This window comes from Mycobacterium ostraviense (assembly GCF_002705925.1).
GTDB lineage: Bacteria > Actinomycetota > Actinomycetes > Mycobacteriales > Mycobacteriaceae > Mycobacterium > Mycobacterium ostraviense.
In genome coordinates this window covers 3,866,920-3,885,063 of the sequence record NZ_NKRE01000001.1, presented here as the reverse complement: position 1 = coordinate 3,885,063, position 18,144 = coordinate 3,866,920, and the positions used below count along the sequence as shown (strand labels likewise).

General features: G+C 66.4%; 17 protein-coding genes and 1 pseudogene. 16 read left to right on the top strand and 2 right to left on the bottom strand.

The genetic code is table 11. The annotated features are described in order from the left end of the window. The first annotated feature begins 66 nt into the window (after positions 1 to 66). The 4 genes and pseudogenes from CDN38_RS18190 to CDN38_RS18175 all read left to right on the top strand — a co-directional run bounded on the left by CDN38_RS18190 (position 67) and on the right by CDN38_RS18175 (position 4,289). Entirely contained in the window at positions 67 to 567 is a 501-nt protein-coding gene (locus tag CDN38_RS18190; protein WP_075512061.1) for a nuclear transport factor 2 family protein, read from the top strand. Continuing rightward, positions 564 to 1,661: an NAD-dependent epimerase/dehydratase family protein gene (locus tag CDN38_RS18185; RefSeq protein ID WP_075512060.1), complete on the top strand. Its 1,098-nt coding sequence runs from the start codon at positions 564 to 566 to the stop codon at positions 1,659 to 1,661. The genes CDN38_RS18190 and CDN38_RS18185 overlap by 4 nt, the downstream gene beginning before the upstream one ends. Before the next feature lie 7 nt (positions 1,662 to 1,668). After that, positions 1,669 to 2,670, top strand: coding sequence for an NAD-dependent epimerase/dehydratase family protein (locus tag CDN38_RS18180; protein WP_075512059.1), 1,002 nt, complete (start codon positions 1,669 to 1,671; stop codon positions 2,668 to 2,670). A gap of 146 nt (positions 2,671 to 2,816) precedes the next feature. Then, positions 2,817 to 4,289 (top strand): annotated as a pseudogene (locus CDN38_RS18175) (phospholipase C). A gap of 556 nt (positions 4,290 to 4,845) precedes the next feature. On the opposite strand, the gene CDN38_RS29575 reads toward CDN38_RS18175, so the two are convergent. After that, complete coding sequence (locus tag CDN38_RS29575; protein ID WP_075512058.1) at positions 4,846 to 5,223, bottom strand: hypothetical protein; 378 nt, start codon at positions 5,221 to 5,223, stop codon at positions 4,846 to 4,848. Between the two features lie 622 nt (positions 5,224 to 5,845). Between CDN38_RS29575 and CDN38_RS18160 the strand changes: the two genes are divergently transcribed. The 5 genes from CDN38_RS18160 to CDN38_RS18140 all read left to right on the top strand — a co-directional run bounded on the left by CDN38_RS18160 (position 5,846) and on the right by CDN38_RS18140 (position 10,092). Continuing rightward, positions 5,846 to 6,274, top strand: a complete 429-nt coding sequence (locus CDN38_RS18160) for a DUF4189 domain-containing protein (RefSeq protein ID WP_075512057.1) — start codon at positions 5,846 to 5,848, stop codon at positions 6,272 to 6,274. A 267-nt stretch (positions 6,275 to 6,541) separates the two neighbouring features. Further along, complete coding sequence (locus tag CDN38_RS18155) at positions 6,542 to 7,633, top strand: amidohydrolase family protein (protein ID WP_075512139.1); 1,092 nt, start codon at positions 6,542 to 6,544, stop codon at positions 7,631 to 7,633. Between the two features lie 35 nt (positions 7,634 to 7,668). Beyond that, positions 7,669 to 8,814, top strand: coding sequence for an amidohydrolase family protein (locus tag CDN38_RS18150; RefSeq protein WP_075512056.1), 1,146 nt, complete (start codon positions 7,669 to 7,671; stop codon positions 8,812 to 8,814). Position 8,815: 1 nt separating this feature from the next. Continuing rightward, on the top strand, positions 8,816 to 9,226 hold the full coding sequence (locus CDN38_RS18145; protein ID WP_075512055.1) for a Rieske (2Fe-2S) protein: 411 nt from the start codon (positions 8,816 to 8,818) through the stop codon (positions 9,224 to 9,226). Then, a complete protein-coding gene (locus CDN38_RS18140; protein WP_075512054.1) occupies positions 9,223 to 10,092 on the top strand; it encodes an alpha/beta fold hydrolase in 870 nt (289 codons plus the stop codon). The genes CDN38_RS18145 and CDN38_RS18140 overlap by 4 nt, the downstream gene beginning before the upstream one ends. Before the next feature lie 5 nt (positions 10,093 to 10,097). Here the strand turns inward: CDN38_RS18140 and CDN38_RS18135 are convergent, their stop codons facing one another. Then, the gene (locus CDN38_RS18135) at positions 10,098 to 10,571 is read right to left on the bottom strand and encodes a hypothetical protein (protein ID WP_075512053.1); all 474 of its coding nucleotides are present in this window, start codon (positions 10,569 to 10,571) and stop codon (positions 10,098 to 10,100) included. A gap of 37 nt (positions 10,572 to 10,608) precedes the next feature. Between CDN38_RS18135 and CDN38_RS18130 the strand changes: the two genes are divergently transcribed. The 7 genes from CDN38_RS18130 (at position 10,609) to CDN38_RS18100 (ending at position 18,142) form a co-directional block, all read left to right on the top strand. Continuing rightward, positions 10,609 to 11,907, top strand: a complete 1,299-nt coding sequence (locus CDN38_RS18130; protein WP_075512052.1) for an NADH-ubiquinone oxidoreductase-F iron-sulfur binding region domain-containing protein — start codon at positions 10,609 to 10,611, stop codon at positions 11,905 to 11,907. After that, positions 11,904 to 12,200, top strand: coding sequence for a ferredoxin (locus CDN38_RS18125; RefSeq protein ID WP_036414200.1), 297 nt, complete (start codon positions 11,904 to 11,906; stop codon positions 12,198 to 12,200). The genes CDN38_RS18130 and CDN38_RS18125 overlap by 4 nt, the downstream gene beginning before the upstream one ends. A gap of 172 nt (positions 12,201 to 12,372) precedes the next feature. After that, a complete protein-coding gene (locus CDN38_RS18120) occupies positions 12,373 to 14,028 on the top strand; it encodes a thiolase C-terminal domain-containing protein (protein ID WP_075512051.1) in 1,656 nt (551 codons plus the stop codon). Further along, the gene (locus CDN38_RS18115; RefSeq protein ID WP_075512050.1) at positions 14,025 to 14,927 is read left to right on the top strand and encodes an alpha/beta fold hydrolase; all 903 of its coding nucleotides are present in this window, start codon (positions 14,025 to 14,027) and stop codon (positions 14,925 to 14,927) included. The genes CDN38_RS18120 and CDN38_RS18115 overlap by 4 nt, the downstream gene beginning before the upstream one ends. Before the next feature lie 97 nt (positions 14,928 to 15,024). Beyond that, positions 15,025 to 16,230 carry a cytochrome P450 gene (locus CDN38_RS18110; RefSeq protein ID WP_075512138.1) on the top strand — a complete coding sequence of 402 codons (1,206 nt, stop codon included), beginning with the start codon at positions 15,025 to 15,027 and terminating at the stop codon, positions 16,228 to 16,230. A gap of 10 nt (positions 16,231 to 16,240) precedes the next feature. Then, positions 16,241 to 16,432: a ferredoxin gene (locus CDN38_RS18105; RefSeq protein ID WP_036414195.1), complete on the top strand. Its 192-nt coding sequence runs from the start codon at positions 16,241 to 16,243 to the stop codon at positions 16,430 to 16,432. A 75-nt stretch (positions 16,433 to 16,507) separates the two neighbouring features. After that, positions 16,508 to 18,142, top strand: a complete 1,635-nt coding sequence (locus tag CDN38_RS18100; RefSeq protein WP_099319101.1) for a PE family protein — start codon at positions 16,508 to 16,510, stop codon at positions 18,140 to 18,142. Positions 18,143 to 18,144: the final 2 nt, after the last annotated feature.

The window sequence follows — 18,144 nt, the reverse complement described above, 5'->3', positions numbered from 1 at the left end:
AATAGCATTCTCTGATATGGAAGCAGTAATCTCGCAAACGGGCTATGAGGTGCATGAGGAGCTGCGATGTCCGCCACCGCAACGACACTGTGGGAGATCGAGGCGATCAAACAGCTCAAGGCCCGATACTGCCGATACCTGGACACCAAGCGCTGGGATGACTGGCGGCAGTTGTTCACCGACGATTTCGTCAGCGACACCTCGCAGTCGGGCGGAACGGTGATCCGCGGCGCCGACGAGTTCGTGTCCTACGTGCGCCGCGCCCTGGGCAAGCCGTCGCAACCCACGGTGCATCAGGTGCACGCCCCCGAAATCACGCTGACGTCGCCGACGACCGCGACCGGGATCTGGGCGCTCGAGGACGTGGTGCGGTTGGGCCCGGGTGTCAATCTCAACGGGCGCGGTCACTACCACGAAACCTATGAGAAGCTCGACGGCAGTTGGCTGATCAAGTCATCGACGCTGACCCGGCTGCGCGAGGATGTCTTCAATCCCCTTTTCTCCGTGCGTATTTCGCCTCGGCTGCGGGACGCCGCGGCTTCGCTGACGCGGCGGCTCGGCCGGTGAGCCCCCAGACCGTTCTGGTCACCGGCGCGTTCGGCCAGATCGGCAAGCGCTGCACCGAAATCCTGCTGCGCCGCGGCCGCACCGTGGTTGCCGTGGATGTACGCAGCGACCGTGCGGCGGCTGCCGCGGCGGCACTGGCCGGCGAATTCCCAACGCTAGTACCGGAATTCACCGACCTCACCGACGCCGGCGCGGTCGCCGCCGCGGTGGCCCGCCACCGGCCAACCGCGATCGTGCATCTGGCGGCAATCCTGTCCCCGCCCTCCTACCGCGATCCCCGGCTGGCCCGCAAGGTGAATGTCGAGGGCACCCGAAACCTGGTGAGAGCAGCGCAGTCTTGCAGCGAACGTCCGCTGTTCGTGTTCGCCTCCAGCGCGGCCGTCTACGGATCCCGCAACCCGCACCGGCAACCCGAGCGCATCACCGCCGCCACCCCGGTGAATCCGATCGACCAGTACGGCCAGGACAAGGTCCTCGCCGAGGCCGCCGTCAGACAAAGCGGCCTGCCCTACGCCCTACTGCGGCTGGGCGGAGTCATCTCGCCGGACGGCTCGGCCAACCTCGACGCCGACTATCTGTTGCTGGTACGAGCCACCCCGACGGACAACCGCATGCACGCCGTGGATGGCCGTGATGCCGCGCTGGCCTTCGCCAACGCCGTGGACCACCGCGAAGCCCTCGACGGCAAAGTGCTGGTGATTGCCGGCAACGACACCTATGTACACCTGATGAGCGACCTGCAGGACGACGTCATGGCGGCGGTCGGCATCGGGCGACTCGGACCGTCGGCCGGCTTGCCCGGCAATCCCGACGACGACCGCGGGTGGTGTTTCACCGGGTGGTTCGACACCAGCGAATCCCAGGCCCTGCTCGGCTATCAGGAACACGACTGGGCCGACACACTGGCATGGATTGCCGCCTCGATGGGACGACGCCGCACCGTGTTGAAAGCGCTTGGCCCCGTGATCCGTCCGGCGATACGCGCGCTTCTGGACGTGCAACGACGGCTTGAGCACCGAGGTCAGTACGCCGACCCGTGGGCTCTGATCGGCACGAAATACGGCCGTGACGCGCTCGCGCCCACCACCTTCTGAGGCGGCGATGACCGGAGCAACCAAACTAGTCATCGGGGCCAGCGGCTTCCTGGGCTCACACGTCACCCGCCAACTCGTCGCAGCAGGGCAGGACGTGCGGGTCATGGTGCGGCGCACCAGTGTCACCAAGGGCATCGACGACTTGTTGCAGACTCGCAAAGTCGAACGCTGTTACGGCGACATCTTCGACGCCGCCGCGCTGCGAGAAGCCATGGCCGGCTGCGACGTCGTCTACTACTGCGTCGTGGATGCCCGGATGTGGCTGCGCGACCCCACGCCGTTGTTCCGCACCAATGTCGAAGGCCTGCGGCAGGTACTCGACGCGGCGCTCGACGCACAGCTACGCAAGTTTTTATTCACCAGCAGCACCGGCACATTGGCAATCAACGACCAGCGGCCCGTCACCGAGGACGATCCGCACAACTGGAACGACGGCGGCGCCTACATCGAATCCCGGGTGGCCGCGGAGAACCTGGTCATGCAGTACGTGCGCGAGAAGGGGTTACCGGCGGTCGCGATGTGTATCTCGACCACCTACGGGCCCGGCGACTGGGCCCCGACCCCTCATGGTTCGCTCATCGCGCGCGTCGCCACCGGGCGGTTCCCGTTCTACCTCGGCTTCTCCGCTGAGGTCGTCGGTATCGAAGATGCCTCGCGCGCAATGCTTCTGGCAGCCGATCGCGGCCACATCGGTGAGCGTTACATTATTTCCGATCGTTATATGAGCACCCGGGAAATCCATGAGATCGCGGCCCGCGCAGTGGGCATACGCCCGCCGCGCGTCGGGATCCCGATGCCCGTCATGCGTGCCGCGGCGCGCCTCAACGATCTAGCCGCCCGCTTGCTGCGTCGCGACCTGCCATTCGCCTACGTCGGCGCGCGCATGGCCGAACTGATGTCGCCGCTGGATCACAGCAAAGCCGAACGCGAACTGGGCTGGACACCGGAGCCGGTGGAAGATTCCATCCGTAAGGCCGCCCGGTTTTTCGTCGCGAAGTCAGCCGATTAGGTTTCGGCGGCACGCCGGCTTCTCGCGCCCTGGTGGATCCGCGTCAGCGCCCCGGCGCATTCGGCACGACACACCCGTTGAGGTGTCACGGTAGATCGCCGTCGCAAAGATACAGTTCGCCCAACTGTGCGGAAGGACGCGTGGTAATGGGCAAACACCCGGTTGACACAATGTCGCGCCGGGAGTTTTTCGCCAAAGCCGCCGCCGCCACCACTGCCGCCTCTCTGATGTCGTTACTATAACCGGGCCGGTGATCGAAAAGGCTTACGGGGCCGGGCCGTGCTCGGGTCATTTGACCGACATCGAGCACATCGTGCTGTTGATGCAAGAAAACAGGTCCTTCGATCACTACTACGGAACACTTTCTGGTACCGACGGATCCGCTTCGATAGCACCAGGGCACCTTTGCTCAACGGCGCGTGCATCAACGACCCCGACCATGATTGGATCACGATGCACCAGTCGTGGAACGGTGGCGCGAACGACAACTGGCTCCGGCGCAAGCGCGGACCCGCTCGCCGGCCAACACACCGGCGGCAATGGGCTATCACACCCGTCAAGACATCCCGATGCATTACCTGCTGGCCGATACATTCACCGTGTGTGACCACTACTTCTGCTCAGTGCTGGGCCCTACCTCTCCCAACCGGTTGTACTGGCTGAGCGCCTGGATCGACCCCGCCGGCACCGACGGTGGACCATCGGTGGAGACCGCTAATACCGCGCCGATCGGCGCCTACAGCTGGCGCATCATGCCGCAGAACCTCAGCGATGCCGGCATCAGCTGGAAGGTGTACAGCGACAAGTCATTAGGGCCCGTGATCAACACCTACGTGGGTTACCGCGAGATCGTGCAATGGTTCAAACAGGCCGCAGACCCGCGGTCGGATCTGGCTCGCTTCGGCGCCGTCCCGCGCTACCCGTGGGACTTCGCCGCCGACATCAGAGCCAACAGGCTGCCGCAGGTCTCCTGGCTGGTTCCCAACATTCTTGTGTCCGAACATCCGGCGATGCCGGACGCAGGTGGCGCCGTCGTGATCGCGGACACGCTGCGGATCTTGTTGTCCAACCCGGCGGTGTGGGAAAAGACCGCGCTGATTGTCAGCTACGACGAAAACGGTGGCTTCTTCGACCACGTCGTGCCGCCGACAGCGCCGCCGGGAACTGCCGGCGAATACCTTACGGTGCCCGACATCGGCAAAGTACCCGCTTCCGGCGGCATCCGGGGACCGATCGGCCTGGGATTTCGCGTTCCCTGCCTGGTGATTTCACCGTTCAGCCGCGGCGGGCTGATGGTCCACGACGTCTTCGACCACACCTCACAACTTCGATTGATCGAGAAGCGGTTCGGTGTGCCGGTGCCCAACCTCACCGCATGGCGCCGAAGCGTGACCGGCGATATGACGTCGGCCTTCAACTTCGCCGTCCCACCCAACCCGTCACCGCCCACGCTGACCCAATCCCGACGGGTGCTGCCAGAGCTCGCGCAATGCGGCCTCGGTGTCGGAGCCGCAACGGGGGCTTTTCGCTTGAACCCTCCCTACCGGGTGCCCTACCCGCAGGCGATGCCCAGCCAGGAAACCACTCCCGTCAGGGGCATTCCCAGCGGTCCGTGCTGAATCTGGCGGCATCGGCGATACGGCTGGGGCCGAAGCGATTTCGATGAATAGCACGCTTGAGGACCTGCCGATGTCGAGATTGCCGGCGTACGGCGACGGCCAAACCCCCACATCATGAATTGCCTATGAAGCCCGATTCACGCAAGATGTCGATGCGCCCGGCCCGGGTCGAGGATGTGTGCCGGATTGGCGCACCTCGATGTATTTCCGGCTCCCGCGGCCCGTGCAGGTGCTTTCGTTGGGTTCAGGTCGCACGGTGGCGACCAGTTTGTCTTCATGGCGGGCCGGTCGCTCAGGTGCACCTGGACGCGACGACAGCGAATCGCGGGCTACTCCGAACTACGTTGGCGTGCAACATAACTCAGTCTGACCCGGGTTCTGCCCCTGCTGGTCTGTATTACTCTCTAGTCACATTGGCAACACTGGCCTCTGCCGGAGGCGATGGTCGCCCTGCCCACCTACGCGCGACAACTCGGTTTTTGCAGGTCAACGCCACCTCCCAACCCCAACGGCCACCGCCAACTTGGGAACACCACCGCAGGTCAGGCGATTGTCGCTAAGAGCCGGGCACATCGGGTGTCGCCCGGTGCGGCGACGCATGTGACTGTTGTGACCGCGCGATGTACCGATTGATGGTGCGCACCAATTTCAACCAAGACATCCCTGGAAGTTGATTGTCAAGCAGCGGCGGTGTGTCGATGGGCCATGCCGTGTTCCGGTCGTATCGGGTTCGGGCGTTGAGGCAGCCGTGGAGGATACCGACGAGCCGGTTGGCGACCTGGCGGAGAGCGGCGTCGTGCTTGGTGCCGCAGGCGCGGAGCTGGTCGTAATAGCTGCGGACTTCGGGGTCGTGCAGAATCGCGCAGGAGGCCTGTCCCTGGAGAGCGTCGACGAGCCGATCGTTGTGAATGTAGCCGGCCGCGACGATCCGCATCCTCCCAGATTGCCGGGTGATCGAACTGGTCCCCGCATAGTTCTTGCGATCCTTGAAGCTGCGGTAACGGCCTGGGGCATCCCCGAATTCTGCAAGCACCCGGGGGTCTCGGCCCGATCCTGGTGCAACCCATCCGATCCGGAGTTGCCGAACAGTCGCCCGCCGGCGCCGCCGGCGCCGCCCGCAGCGCCGCCATCCCCACTCCCGCCGGTACCGCCGCTCCCGCCAGAACCACCGGCATCAGCCGCGTAGCTAATTTGGGCGGAATCACCGCCGACTCCACCTTGCCCGCCGGCCCCGCCGACACTCCCGCCAGGGGCATTCCCAGCGGTTGTACTGAATCTGGCATCGGCGTTACGGTTGGGGCCGAAGCGATTTCGATGCATAGCACGCCTGAGGGTACGACGTGCCGATGTTTGAGACTGCCCGGCCCACGGGCACGGCCAACCCACATCATGAATTGCCTATGAGGCCCGGGTCGCACGGCCAAACGGCGGTCAGCGGCAAGCTAGTGTAGATGGTAAATGTTTCAGTCAAGTAAATATCGCATGTCATATTGCGTCAGCGCCCTCATCCATCGGAGCATCGAGAACAGTGGGGTGTGTGGTGGAGGTGAGCCCAGGTGAGTAGAGCTGAGGCAAGCACCGGAAAGCTTCGCCGAATCGTACTGGCAGTGTCGGGCCTGGCGGTTGCAGCCGCAGTCACCGTCACGCAGATCCATCCGGCAGGCGCCCATACCCACCGGGGCGAGATGACCCATGTGTCCAATATGCCGCCCTTCCCTGTTTACTACGGCGCCATCGCCTACGGACACGACGGGTCGAATGGCAAGGCATGGCGGCACCTCTCCAAGGCGCACGCCAAGCAGCGTGCCTTGGAGCTGTGTGGGATCGACACGTGCACAGTGGTCAGCGTCTTCACCCGATGCGGCGCGGTTGCCCACGACGGCGCGAAGTACCACGGGGGTGTGGGACACACCCGCAGCGTGGCAGAAGCACACGCGATGTCCCGGCTCGGCGGCGGGTGGATCGTGGACTGGGCGTGCAATTAGCCGTTGCCGCGGGATCCGCACGCCCGAAGTGCCCAATCCTCGTATTCGGGTCCCACTCGGAACGTCCCTGATCCAGGGAGAGAATGATATTATCCGTATTGCAGAACAATACTGGCAATATGGCCGGCAATAACACCGCGTAGCAGGGCAGATGATTAATCGAAATGCTTACCGGAAAGGCGTTGATCGGCGACCGACGGAAATGTTAGGTTGTCTATCAGATGCCCTGGCCGGGCTCGTCATCGCCGGAACCGGAGGGTGGGTTTCGTGATCGAGGATGCCGAGGGAACGCGCACGCCGGTCATCGATGCCAGTGTGCACATCTTCTTTCCGTCCAACAAAGACCTGCGCAGCTTCCTGCGTGAGCCGTTCAAGAGCCGCGGCTTTCCCGACTACGAGATGGACTGGTACGGGGCGCCGGGCGGCGAGTACGCCCCGAACGCCGAGGGGCCGAACCGCGAATACCCCGGTTCCAACGTGGAACTCGTTGCCGCCGAACTCTTTTCCAAGCGCGGTGTCGACGTGGCGATCCTGCATCCGATGGCCCGCGGCATCATGCCCGACCGGCGCCTCGGCAGCGCGCTGCACGCCGCCCACAACGAGATGATGGTGTCGCGCTGGCTCGAGCACGACCAGTTCGGCGAGAAGTTCCGCGGCACCATCCGGGTCAACCCCGACGACATCGCCGGCGCGCTCCGCGAAATCGACAAGTGGCGCGCCCACCCGCGTGTCGTTCAGATCGGCGTTCCGCTGCAGTCCCGCGAGGTCTACGGCAAGCCACAGTTCTGGCCGTTGTGGGAAGCCGCGGCCGACGCGAACCTGCCGGTGGCGGTCCACATCGAATCCGGCGAAGGTATCGGATTTCCTCCCACGCCCTCCGGACACACCCGCACCTACGAGCAATACGTCGGCTTCATGGCGCTGAACTACCTCTATCACCTGATGAACATGATCGCCGAAGGGGTGTTCGAGCGTTTTCCCACGCTGAAGTTCGTTTGGGCCGACGGTGCGGCGGACTTCGTGACACCGTTCATCTGGCGGATGGACGTGTTCGGCCGGCCGCACCTGGAACAGACGCCGTGGGCGCCGCGGATACCGAGCGACTATCTGCCCGGCCATGTGTATTTCGTGCAGGGTGCCATGGATGGTCCGGGGGACGCCGAGTTCGCCGGGGAGTGGTTGTCGTTCACCGGCAAGGAGAACATGGTGATGTTCGGCTCCAGCTATCCGCACTGGCAGTGCGGTGATGCCACGAAGCTGCCCAGCGCACTGTCGACCGAGCAGCGCGAGAAGGTGTGCTGGCGCAACGCCGCCGACCTCTACGGGATCGACATTTCGGTCGACCTGATAACGGGCTAGTCGCACAATGGTGACACGGGACTGAGGAGATCACGATGACGCTGACCCATTTGCACGAACGCGTTCCCGCCGCCGAGCGCATCGCCGTCCGGTGCGTCGACTCCGACGTTCACCCGATGCCCAGACGCGGTGAAATCTCGCAGTACATCCCGGAGCCGTGGCGCAGCAAGTACTTCCTCGAACACCGGGTTGGCGAGCTGATCTACTACGACGCCCCGGACTACGCCCACAGCTTCGCGATGCGCGTCGACACCTTCCCTCCCGACGGCGAGTTTCCCGGCAGCGACCCGGATATGGCGTTTCGCCAGCTGATCATGGAGGCCGGCTCCGACATCGCGATCCTGGAGCCCGGCGGCCGGACGCCACGCTTACCCGAAGCCCACCAGGCCTATTCGACGGCACTCAATCACTGGCAGGCCAATCACTGGCTCGACGGCCACAACAACTGGCATCAGCGCTGGCGCGGTTCGATCTGCGCGGCCGTCGAAGACCCCGAAGGGGCGGCCCGCGAGATCGAGGAGTGGGCCGGACACCCGTACATGGCGCAGGTGCTGATCAAGGCCGAGCCGCGGCCGTCATGGGGCCACCCGATGTACAACCCCGTCTGGGCGGCCGCCACCAAGCACGACATCACCGTGAGTTGTCACCTGTCACGTAGCAACTACGAGATGCTGCCGACGCCGCCGGTGGGGTTCCCCAGCTACAACCACGACTTCATGGTGACCTACTCGCTGCTGGCCGCAAACCAGGTGATGAGCCTGATCTTCGACGGCGTCTTCGACCGGTTCCCCACACTGCGGATCGTCTTCGTCGAGCATGCGTTCACCTGGATCCTGCCGCTGATGTGGCGCATGGATGCGATCTACGCGGCGCGCAAGTCTCGGGTGGACATCAAGCGCAAGCCGTCGGAGTACGTCAAGGAACACATCAAGTTCACCACCCAGCCGCTGGACTACCCGGAGGACAAGACCGAACTGACCCGCGCACTGGAATGGATGGAATGCGAGAAGATCCTGCTCTTCTCCTCCGACTACCCGCACTGGACGTTCGACGACCCGCGCTGGTTGGTCAAGCACTTGCCCAAAGCGGCCCGGGATGCGGTGATGTACAAGAACGGCATCGAGACCTATCACCTGCCGGAGACGGTGCCGGTGCTCGAGGGCCAGACGCGGGTGCTCTGAATTGACCTCCGAAGCTACGGGGCGCCCCACACAGCCCCGGCCTCGTCTCGCCCAGGGCCGCGAGCACGTCGTCGCGACCGTGGACGAGATCCCGCCGGGCACCCACAAACTGGTGCCGATCGGGCGGCACGGCGTCGGTGTCTACAACGTCAACGGCACCTTCTACGCCATCGCGAATTACTGCCCGCACCAAGGCGGTCCACTGTGCTCGGGACGCGCCCGGGGCCGCACCATCGTCGACGAAAGCGCCCCCGGCGACGCGGTCATGGTCCGCGATCTGGAATACATCTACTGCCCGTGGCATCAATGGGGTTTCGAGCTGGCGACCGGGACGACGGCGGTCAAACCGGAATGGAGCATTCGCACCTACCCGGTCCGCGTGGTGGGCAACGACGTGCTGGTGATGGCATGACACCCGCTATCGAGGTGAACGGCGGCACCGTGGTGTACGAAATCCTCGGCGCGTCAGGCGATCTCATTGTTCTGACACCAGGCGGCCGATTCGGCAAGGACATTCCCGGTCTGCGTCCGCTGGCCGAGGCACTGGTCGAGGGCGGCTATCGGGTCTTGTTGTGGGACCGGCCGAATTGCGGCGCTTCCGATGTGCAGTTCTACGGTCAAAGCGAGTCGCACATGCGCGCCGAGACCCTGCGCGGTGTGTTGAGCGCGCTCGGGGTCGATCGGTGCATCATCGCCGGAGGTTCCGGCGGGGCGCGGGATTCCATGTTGAGCACGATGCTCTATCCCGAGCTGGTGGAAAAGCTGGTGGTATGGAACATCGTCGGCGGCGTGTACGGCATGTATCAGCTGGGCGCCTACTACGTGCTGCCCAGTATCCAGGCGGTGCGCTGGTCGGGTATCGAGGGGCTGCTGAAGGTACCCGAGTGGCGTGACCGCATCGACCAGAACCCGGCCAACAAGCAGCGGTTCCTCGATCTGGACCCCGAAGAGTTCCTCACGGTGATGTTGCGCTGGCTCAACGCGTTCGTACCCAAGCCGGGACAGACGATCCCCGGCGTCGACGACGAAATGTTCAGCCGCATCAAGGTTCCCACGCTGATCATCCGCGGTGGCGAGAACGACTGGGATCATCCCAAGCGCACCTCGCTGGAGGTCAGCTGCCTGATCAAAGGATCCGAGCTGATCGATCCGCCCTGGCCGGAGGACGCGTGGGAGCGTGCGAGCGAAGAGCGTGCGGCGGGTAAGGTAAAGCACTTCAACATGTTTGACACCTGGGTGCAGGCGGCACCGGCGATCCTCGAATTCTTGAGGCCGTGATGCGGTTACCTGATGTGAATGTGGACCTCACAGTTCAGCGACGCTTCCAGCGCGGTATGGATCCGGCTTTCCGGGACCCGCTCCAGGTCGGCTTCGCGCAGGGTCACGTAGACGATGTCGAAGCCATCATCATCGTGTTGGCGGACGATCTCGCCGGTGACTCCGAAGGCAGACAGCACACCATAGGCGTCGTCATCGGTTCCCCTGCTGATGAAGGTGACCACGCCGGCCACTGGGGTGGTGTCGAAGGCCTTGGCGCACAAGTCGATTGCCGTTTGTTTTGCCGCTTCGACGCCGTCGCAGGTGATGAGCAGTTCCAGCTCGCGGCGGCCGGACGGCCTGGCCTCGAGGTCGTTGTCGACTATTTCGGCGCCGATGTCGGCGATGAACCCGCGGAGCGCGCCCATGCCCTCGCGTAGCCGCTCAGACGTGAGCACACCGGCCGGGTCGACGTTGACCCGCATCACCACAGTCCGCATACGGGCAAGCGTAACCGGAGCGATAGCAGGGTAATCGATGCAAGCCACCGACACCATGTTCAGGACGGCAACCTGGCCGGGCAGTCCGCCCCGGTTGCTGCGGAACGACCGCGAACCCGAGAACATCGCGGCTTATCGGGAGCAGGGCGGCTACCAACCACTCACCGAAGCGGACACCGTGCTGCACGAAATCGAATCCGCCGGACTGCTCGGCCGCGGCGGGGCAGCGTTTCCGCTGGGGGTGAAGTTGCGTGCGGTACGGCGCAACGGGCGTGCCGCCGGCGGCGCCGTCGTCGTTGCGAACGGCGAAGAGGGAGAACCCACTTCGATCAAGGACCGCTGGCTGCTGCGCTACCGCCCGCACCTGGTGCTGGACGGGCTGCGGTTGGCCGCGGCGATCGTCGGAGCCAGGCGCGCCTACGTCTATGTCTCCGACCCGGCCGCGGCCAGCAGCGTCGAAACCGCACTCGCCGAACTGGACTCCGATGCCCTCGGCGGTGTCGGCGTCAACGTGTGGACCGTGCCACCCGGATACATCGCCGGGGAGGAGACCGCGGCCGTCCGCGCGATCAACGGTGGCCCGGCCAAGCCGACCGACAAACCGCCGCGCCCATTCGAGGTCGGCGTCCGCGGCCGGCCCACGCTGGTGAGCAACGTCGAGACCCTGGCCAATCTCCCCTACCTGCAGCGCCGCGGGTCGGCGGCATTTCGGGCACAGGGCACGCTGTCATCGCCGGGGACATTTCTGGCCACCGTCACCGGAGCCAGCCGCCCACCGGTGCTCTACGAACTTCCGCACGGTTTGCGTTTCACCGAATTGCTTGCGCTGCACGGTGTCTCGTCCGAGCAGGTGCGAGGAGCCCTGATGGGCGGTTACTTCGCCGGCTTGCTCAACCGCGGTGTGCTGGACACCACCCTGGACCACGAGACGATGCGGCGCGCCGGCAGCGGTTTGGGCTGCGGCGCGATCTCGGTGATCACCGACGACTGCCCGGTCGCGGTTGCGGCGTCGGTGCTGGCCTACTTCGACCGCGAGAACGCCGGGCAGTGCGGTTCGTGTTTCAACGGCACGGCTGCCATGGCCGCCGTCGCGGCAGCGCTGCGCGACTCCGCCGCGACACAGGAGGATCTCGACCGGCTGCGCCGCTGGTCCGTGGTGTTACGCGGGCGTGGCGCCTGCGCGACGCTGGACGCCGCCACCAACGTTGCCGCGACACTGCTGGACCAGTTTCCCCACGAGGTGGCCCGCCATCTGAGCGGCCGCTGCCAGGAGTGCAGTGCCGGCGCGTTTCACGCCGACCGTCCCTACCAAGCCACAGCGGTGAGGCAGCCATGAGAATCCGTCTGGACCGCACCGTCTGCGACGGCTTCGGCGTGTGCGCCAAGCATGCCCCGGCCTACTTCTCGCTCGACGACTGGGGATACGCGTGCCTGGTCGGCGACGGCACCGTGCGGGAGCAGGACCGCGATGCGGTCATGCGGGCACTGCTGGACTGCCCGGTGCACGCCATCACCGAAATCGGCGACCGCCCACCGGAAGTCGCTCACCCGTATGCCGTCAGCCCGGAAGATCCCGCCGAGAACCTCAAGACCGAGTCCAACGAAGCGCAGTGGGGATTCACGCGTTGACTTCTGCCCGAGCCTGCGGTGGCGGCATCGAGACTGCGCACAGATCACGCTCCGGCGGCGAGATCGCGAGCTGGGCGCAGTTTCGACGGCGCGAAGATGATAACGTAATTCTCGTATTCGCATAACGGGCCTACCAAGTCATCTTTCGGGCCGTCCACTCCGCGGAGGTGAAGTGTCAGCAGCACCGGGACGTCCGCTGCCCCAGATCACCGACGAGAACGAATTCTTTTGGACCTCAGGCGCGGACGGCGAACTGCGGTTCCAGCAGTGCCGGGCCTGCGACGCGCTGATCCATCCGCCCGCACCGGTGTGTCGCTATTGCCGATCCCGCGAGATCGGGGTGCGGGCCGTTTCGGGTACGGCGACGCTCGCCGGGTTCACGGTCAATCATCGGTTCAGCCTGCCCGGCCTGCCGGCGCCGTATGTGGTCGCCCAGGTGGCGATTACCGAGGACTCCCGCGTCCGGCTGACCACCAACATCGTCGAGTGCGAGCCGGATCGGCTGGTGCTCGGTCAGCCCGTCGAGGTGGTCTTCGAGCAGGTCGAGGATGTCTGGCTACCGCTGTTCCGGCCGGCCACCGCCGCAGAGCCGGCCGCCCTGCCGGCCGACGAGATCGAGCCACAGCGGTTCGGCGAACACGTCCGTCCGGTGCTGACCGCGACGAAGTTCGAGGACCAGGTCGCCCTCACCGGCATCGGCATGTCGGCCATCGGGCGCCGGCTGATGGTGACACCGCTGTCGCTGACCGTCGATGCCTGCGAGGCCGCCATCGCCGATGCCGGGCTGAGTTTCGCCGACATCGACGGCCTGTCGACCTACCCCGGCGGCGGCAATCTCGGCGGGTTCGGCGAAGGCGGGGTGACCGCGCTGGAGGCGGCGCTGGGTATCCGGCCCACCTGGCACAACGGCGGCATCGAAACCTTCGGCCCCGGCGGGTCGGTGATCGCGGCGATGCTCGCCGTGGCCGGTGGCCTGGCTCGACACGTGCTGTGTTTCCGGACGCTGTGGGAAGCCACCTACACCGAGCTGATGAAGCGGGGCCGCATCGCCCCACCCGACGGCCGCACCACCAGCTGGCAGATCCCGTTCGGTGCCACCTCGGCGGCGCACACCCTGGCGATCAACGCGCAGCGGCACTTTCACCGTTACGGCACCACCAAAGAGACGCTGGGCTGGATCGCGCTGAACCAGCGCGCCAACGCCGAACTCAACCCCACCGCGGTCTATCGGTCGCCGATGACGATGGCGGACTACCTCGATGCGCGGCCCATCACCACGCCGTTCGGTCTCTACGACTGCGACGTGCCGTGCGACGGCGCGGTGGCCGTCGTCGTCTCCGCCGTCGACGCCGCCCGCGACCTGGCCAAGCCCCCGGTGCTGGTGGAAGCGGTCGGGACGCAGATCATCGAGCGCATCGACTGGGACCAGAGCACGCTGACCCACGAGCCGCAGGTCCTGGGCCAGGCGGCGCATCTGTGGACGCGGACGTCGCTGCGGCCCGGCGACGTCGACGTCGCCGAACTCTACGACGGGTTCACCATGAATTGCCTGTCCTGGATCGAGGCACTGGGATTCTGCGGAATCGGTGAAGCCAAAGATTTCCTGGACGGCGGCAAGAACATCGCCCGCGACGGTGTGCTGCCGTTGAACACGCACGGCGGCCAGCTCTCGCACGGCCGTACCCACGGAATGGGTCTGCTGCACGAGGCCGTCAGCCAGCTGCGCGGCGAAGCCGGCGCGCGCCAGGTTGCCGGCGCCCGCGTAGGCGTGGTCAGCAGCGGCGGCCTGACGCCCAGCGGTGTGCTCCTGTTGCGGGCCGACGCATGACCCGGGCCAGCGTCCGTCCGCGGGTGGTGATGGTCGACGGCGTACCGATGTCGGGGCTGGCCGCCGAGGCCCCAGATCCCCGGGCGGTCGTGGTGGCCCTGCACGGCGGCGGCACCACGTCGACGTATTTCGACTGCCCCGGCCACCCGCAGCTGTCGTTGTTACGGCTCGGCGCGACACTGGGTTTCACCGTCATCGCACTGGACCGCCCCGGTCACGGCAGCTCGGCGCCGTATCCCGAGGCGGTGCAAAGTCCGCAGCAGCGCGTCGCCCTTGCCTTCGGAGCCGTGGAGCGCATCCTCGGGCAGCGCCCACGCGGCGCGGGGCTGTTCCTGATGGGCCATTCGGGCGGCTGCGAGTTGGCGCTGCGGATGGCTGCCACGCCGCGCGGCGCCGAGCTGCTCGGCCTCGAACTGGGCGGCACCGGAAGGCGCTACCACCCCGCCGCCAAGGACGTCATGCGGGCGGCCGCCCAGCAGGACCGTCCACCCGGCGTCCGCGAGCTGTTGTGGGAGCCGATGCGGTTGTATCCGGCCGACATCATCGGTGGAATCACGAACTCGGCGACCGCTCCGCGCTACGAGCGGACCGTGGCGCTGAACTGGCCGCACCGGGACTTCCCCGCGCTGGCGCCTGCGGTCCGGGTCCCGGTGCGGTTCACGCTGGGCTGCCACGACAACGTCTTTCGGTCCGACCCGCAAGCCTTGGCGGAAATCGCCGACATGTTCTCGGCCGCGCCACATTTCGTCAGTGAGGTGGCGACCGATGCCGGGCACAATCTCAGTCTCGGTCACACCGCCGCCGACTATCACCGCAAGGTCTTTGCATTTGTGCAGGAGTGCGTGACTCGGTCAGCCGGGGTGCGCTCCTCGACTGGTGACGATCAGGAGGCCGGTTGATGTTTCCCGCCCGCCCCGAAGCCGCTACCGTTACCGTTACAGTCGAACGCTCAGTCGTAACGATTCCGCTCGCAACCCGGTGCTCGAGGAGTGTGTCATGACCACATCGAAGGTCGTGTTCGATCCGTTCTCCGAGGAGTTCTTCAACGGCGCCTGGGACACCTACCGGCGGATGCAGGAAGAAACACCGGTCTACTACAGCGAGCAGTACGACTTCTACGCGCTAACCCGCCACGCTGACGTGGCCGCGGGACTCAAGGATTTCCAGACCTACTCGTCGGCCTACGGGATCGACCTCGCGATGGTGCGAACCGGGCAGCCACCGCCGCACAAGGCGATCATTTTCATGGATCCCCCCGAGCACCGCCACATGCGCAGTCTGCTCAACAAGGTTTTCACGCCGCGCGCCATCCAGTCGCAGCGGCAGACGGTCATCGACAAGATCGACAAATATCTGGGCGCGGTTGATCCCGATGGCTTTGACGCGGTGCAGGAGTTTTCCGCGCCGTTCCCAGTCGAAGTGATCACGACCATGCTGGGAGTACCCGAGCAGTATGCCCAGCAGGTGCGGCATTGGATCGACGAGTCGTTGCACCGCGAGCCCGGGCAGGTGGAAGTCGGCGAGAAGGGCATGCAGGCCAACATCAACACGGCAATGCTCTACTACGAGCTGGTCAAGCAACGCCGCGCCGAGCCGCGCGATGACCTGTTCACCAAGTTGATCAACGCCGAGATCGAACGCGAAGACGGCCAGCTGACCAAGCTCGACGACCTCGAAATAGCCGGCTTTGCAACACTATTGGGTGGCGCCGGGGCCGAGACGGTGACCAAGCTGGTGGGCAATGCCCCCGTCGTGTTCGCCCGGTTCCCCGACCAATGGCAGAAGCTGCTCGACGATCGCAGCAAGATTCCCGCCGCCGTCGAGGAATTGCTGCGCTACGAGGCGCCGTCGCAGTATCAGGTCCGCCGTTCGATGAGAGATGTCGAGCTGCACGGCGTCACGATTCCGGCTGGCAAGCCGGTGTTCCTCATCAACGGCGCCGCCAACCGCGATCCGCAAGCCTGGACCGATCCCGACAAATTCGACATCGACCGCGACCCGCACGAAGCCACCAATCTGGGCTTCGGGTACGGGATTCACAGCTGCCTGGGCGCGGCGCTGGCCCGGATGGAAAGCGCGATCGCGTTGGAGAAGCTGCTGGACTTCATGCCTCGCTACGAGGTGGACTGGGCGAATTGCAACCGGGTCCACATGCAAAACGTCGCCGGCTGGCAGAACGTGCCGGTCCGAGTGCTGCGGTGAGGAGGCCGCAATGAGAATCGAAGTCGATTGGGATCTGTGTGAGAGCAACGCGGTATGCATGGGCATCGCCCCGGAGGTGTTCCGGGTCGGCGACGACGACATGCTGACCGTCTTGCAGCCAGAGGTCACGCCCGAGAACGAGGCGCTGGTGCGCGAGGCGGTGCGGCAGTGCCCACGGCAGGCGATTTCGATCGAGGAGTAGTCGCCCGAAACGGCGATACGTTGACCGGGACGGCGATACGATCGGCTTCTTCCCGGCCGATCGGAGAGTACGACCATGCCATTTGTCATCGCCGCCCCGGACCTGTTAGCCACGACCGCAACGGATTTGGAACGCATTGGGGCGGCGATCAGCGCCGGAAACTATGCGGCCGCGGCCCAGACCACCAACGTGGCCGTGGCAGCGGCCGACGAGATATCGGCGGCAATCGCGGCGGTGTTCGGTGCGCATGGTCAGAGCTATCAGGCAGTCAGCGCCCAGATGACCGCGTTCCATGAGCAATTCGTCCGCGCCCTGGGCGCCGGGGGCATTGCCTACGCCAGCGCGGAGGCCGCCAACACCTCGCCCTTGCAGGAACTGTTGAACGTGATCAATGCACCCGCCCAAGCACTGCTGGGGCGTCCGCTGATCGGCAACGGCACTGACGGTGCACCGGGAACCGGCCAAAACGGCGGGCCCGGCGGGCTGTTGATCGGCAACGGCGGTAATGGCGGGTCCGGCGGCGGCGCGCATCCCGCCGGCGGCGACGGCGGCGCTGCCGGACTGTTGGGCAATGGCGGCAGCGGTGGGCTAGGCGCCCCAGGGGCGGCCGGGGGCAAAGGCGGCTCCGGTGGATTCTTCTATGGCAGCGGCGGCCCCGGCGGCAACGGCGGCAACGCCGTCGTCCCGGGTGCCAACGGCGGCGACGGCGGTGCCGGCGGGCCGGCCATCTTCTGGGGCCAGGGCGGGGCCGGCGGCAACGGCGGCCTGGGCGCATCCGGTGCCCCGGGCGTCAATCCCAGCCCGCTCCCTGCGGGCACGCCGGCGTCTGCCGGCACCCCCGGCGCCGCTAACACCACGGGCAATGGCGGACCCGGTGGGCCCGGCGCCAACGGGGTCAGCACCGCCAGCACCGGGCAACCCGGTGGTACCGGCGGCAACGGCGGCGCAGGCGGCGCTACCAACGTCAACAGCCCGGTGATGGGCGGCGCCGGCGGCACGGGGGGTGATGGCGGCGTCGGCGCCGCGGGCGGCATGGGCGGTACGGGCGGCACCGCGTCTTCCGACTTTGTGAATCCTCCTAACAGGGGCACCATCGGAGGCCCCGGTGGCAACGGTGGCGCCGGTGGCGCCGGTGCTCCCGGCGGCATGGGCGGCACCGGCGGCAACGCGATAAACGCAGGTCTGGGTGGTCCCGGTGGCACCGGGGGGGTCGGCGGCACCGGCGCCTCCGGCGGGACGGGCGGCACCGGAGGCCAAGGCAGTTCCACCAGCAGCTTCGTCGGCATCGGCGGTGCCGGGGGGACCGGCGGGGCTGGCGGCGCCGGGGCCGCAGGGGCGACCGGTGGCAGCGGCGGCGCGGGCGGTACGGGTGGTCATGGCGGGCTGCTGATCGGTGATGGCGGCGCGGGCGGCATTGGCGGAAACGCCGGCGCCGGCGGCGCCGGCGACGTTGGCGGCCCCGGCGGGACGGGGGGCAAGGGCGGATTCGGCTTCAACTCCCTCCAGGGCGTAGGTGGCAACGGGGGCGCCGGCGGGCTGTTCGGCAACTCGGGTGCTTCCGGCGCGGGCGGCAGCGCGGGCGCCGGCGGGGCCGGCGGAAACCCCGGGGCGGGCGGCGCCGGCGGATCGGGCGCCCCGAACGGCGCCACCGGTGGGCCCGGCCAGCCCGGCGCCGCCGGTGTCGCCGGGGTGGACGGGCTGCCCGGCTGAGT

Coding starts and splice junctions, on each gene's coding strand:
- CDN38_RS18190 (WP_075512061.1), top strand. CDS start 67: ATGTCCGCCACCGCAACGACACTGTGGGAGATCGAGGCGATCAAACAG.
- CDN38_RS18150 (WP_075512056.1), top strand. CDS start 7,669: ATGACGCTGACCCATTTGCACGAACGCGTTCCCGCCGCCGAGCGCATC.
- CDN38_RS29575 (WP_075512058.1), bottom strand. CDS start 5,223: ATGCGGATCGTCGCGGCCGGCTACATTCACAACGATCGGCTCGTCGAC.
- CDN38_RS18130 (WP_075512052.1), top strand. CDS start 10,609: ATGCAAGCCACCGACACCATGTTCAGGACGGCAACCTGGCCGGGCAGT.
- CDN38_RS18125 (WP_036414200.1), top strand. CDS start 11,904: ATGAGAATCCGTCTGGACCGCACCGTCTGCGACGGCTTCGGCGTGTGC.
- CDN38_RS18135 (WP_075512053.1), bottom strand. CDS start 10,571: ATGCGGACTGTGGTGATGCGGGTCAACGTCGACCCGGCCGGTGTGCTC.
- CDN38_RS18140 (WP_075512054.1), top strand. CDS start 9,223: ATGACACCCGCTATCGAGGTGAACGGCGGCACCGTGGTGTACGAAATC.
- CDN38_RS18180 (WP_075512059.1), top strand. CDS start 1,669: ATGACCGGAGCAACCAAACTAGTCATCGGGGCCAGCGGCTTCCTGGGC.
- CDN38_RS18105 (WP_036414195.1), top strand. CDS start 16,241: ATGAGAATCGAAGTCGATTGGGATCTGTGTGAGAGCAACGCGGTATGC.
- CDN38_RS18115 (WP_075512050.1), top strand. CDS start 14,025: ATGACCCGGGCCAGCGTCCGTCCGCGGGTGGTGATGGTCGACGGCGTA.
- CDN38_RS18110 (WP_075512138.1), top strand. CDS start 15,025: ATGACCACATCGAAGGTCGTGTTCGATCCGTTCTCCGAGGAGTTCTTC.
- CDN38_RS18100 (WP_099319101.1), top strand. CDS start 16,508: ATGCCATTTGTCATCGCCGCCCCGGACCTGTTAGCCACGACCGCAACG.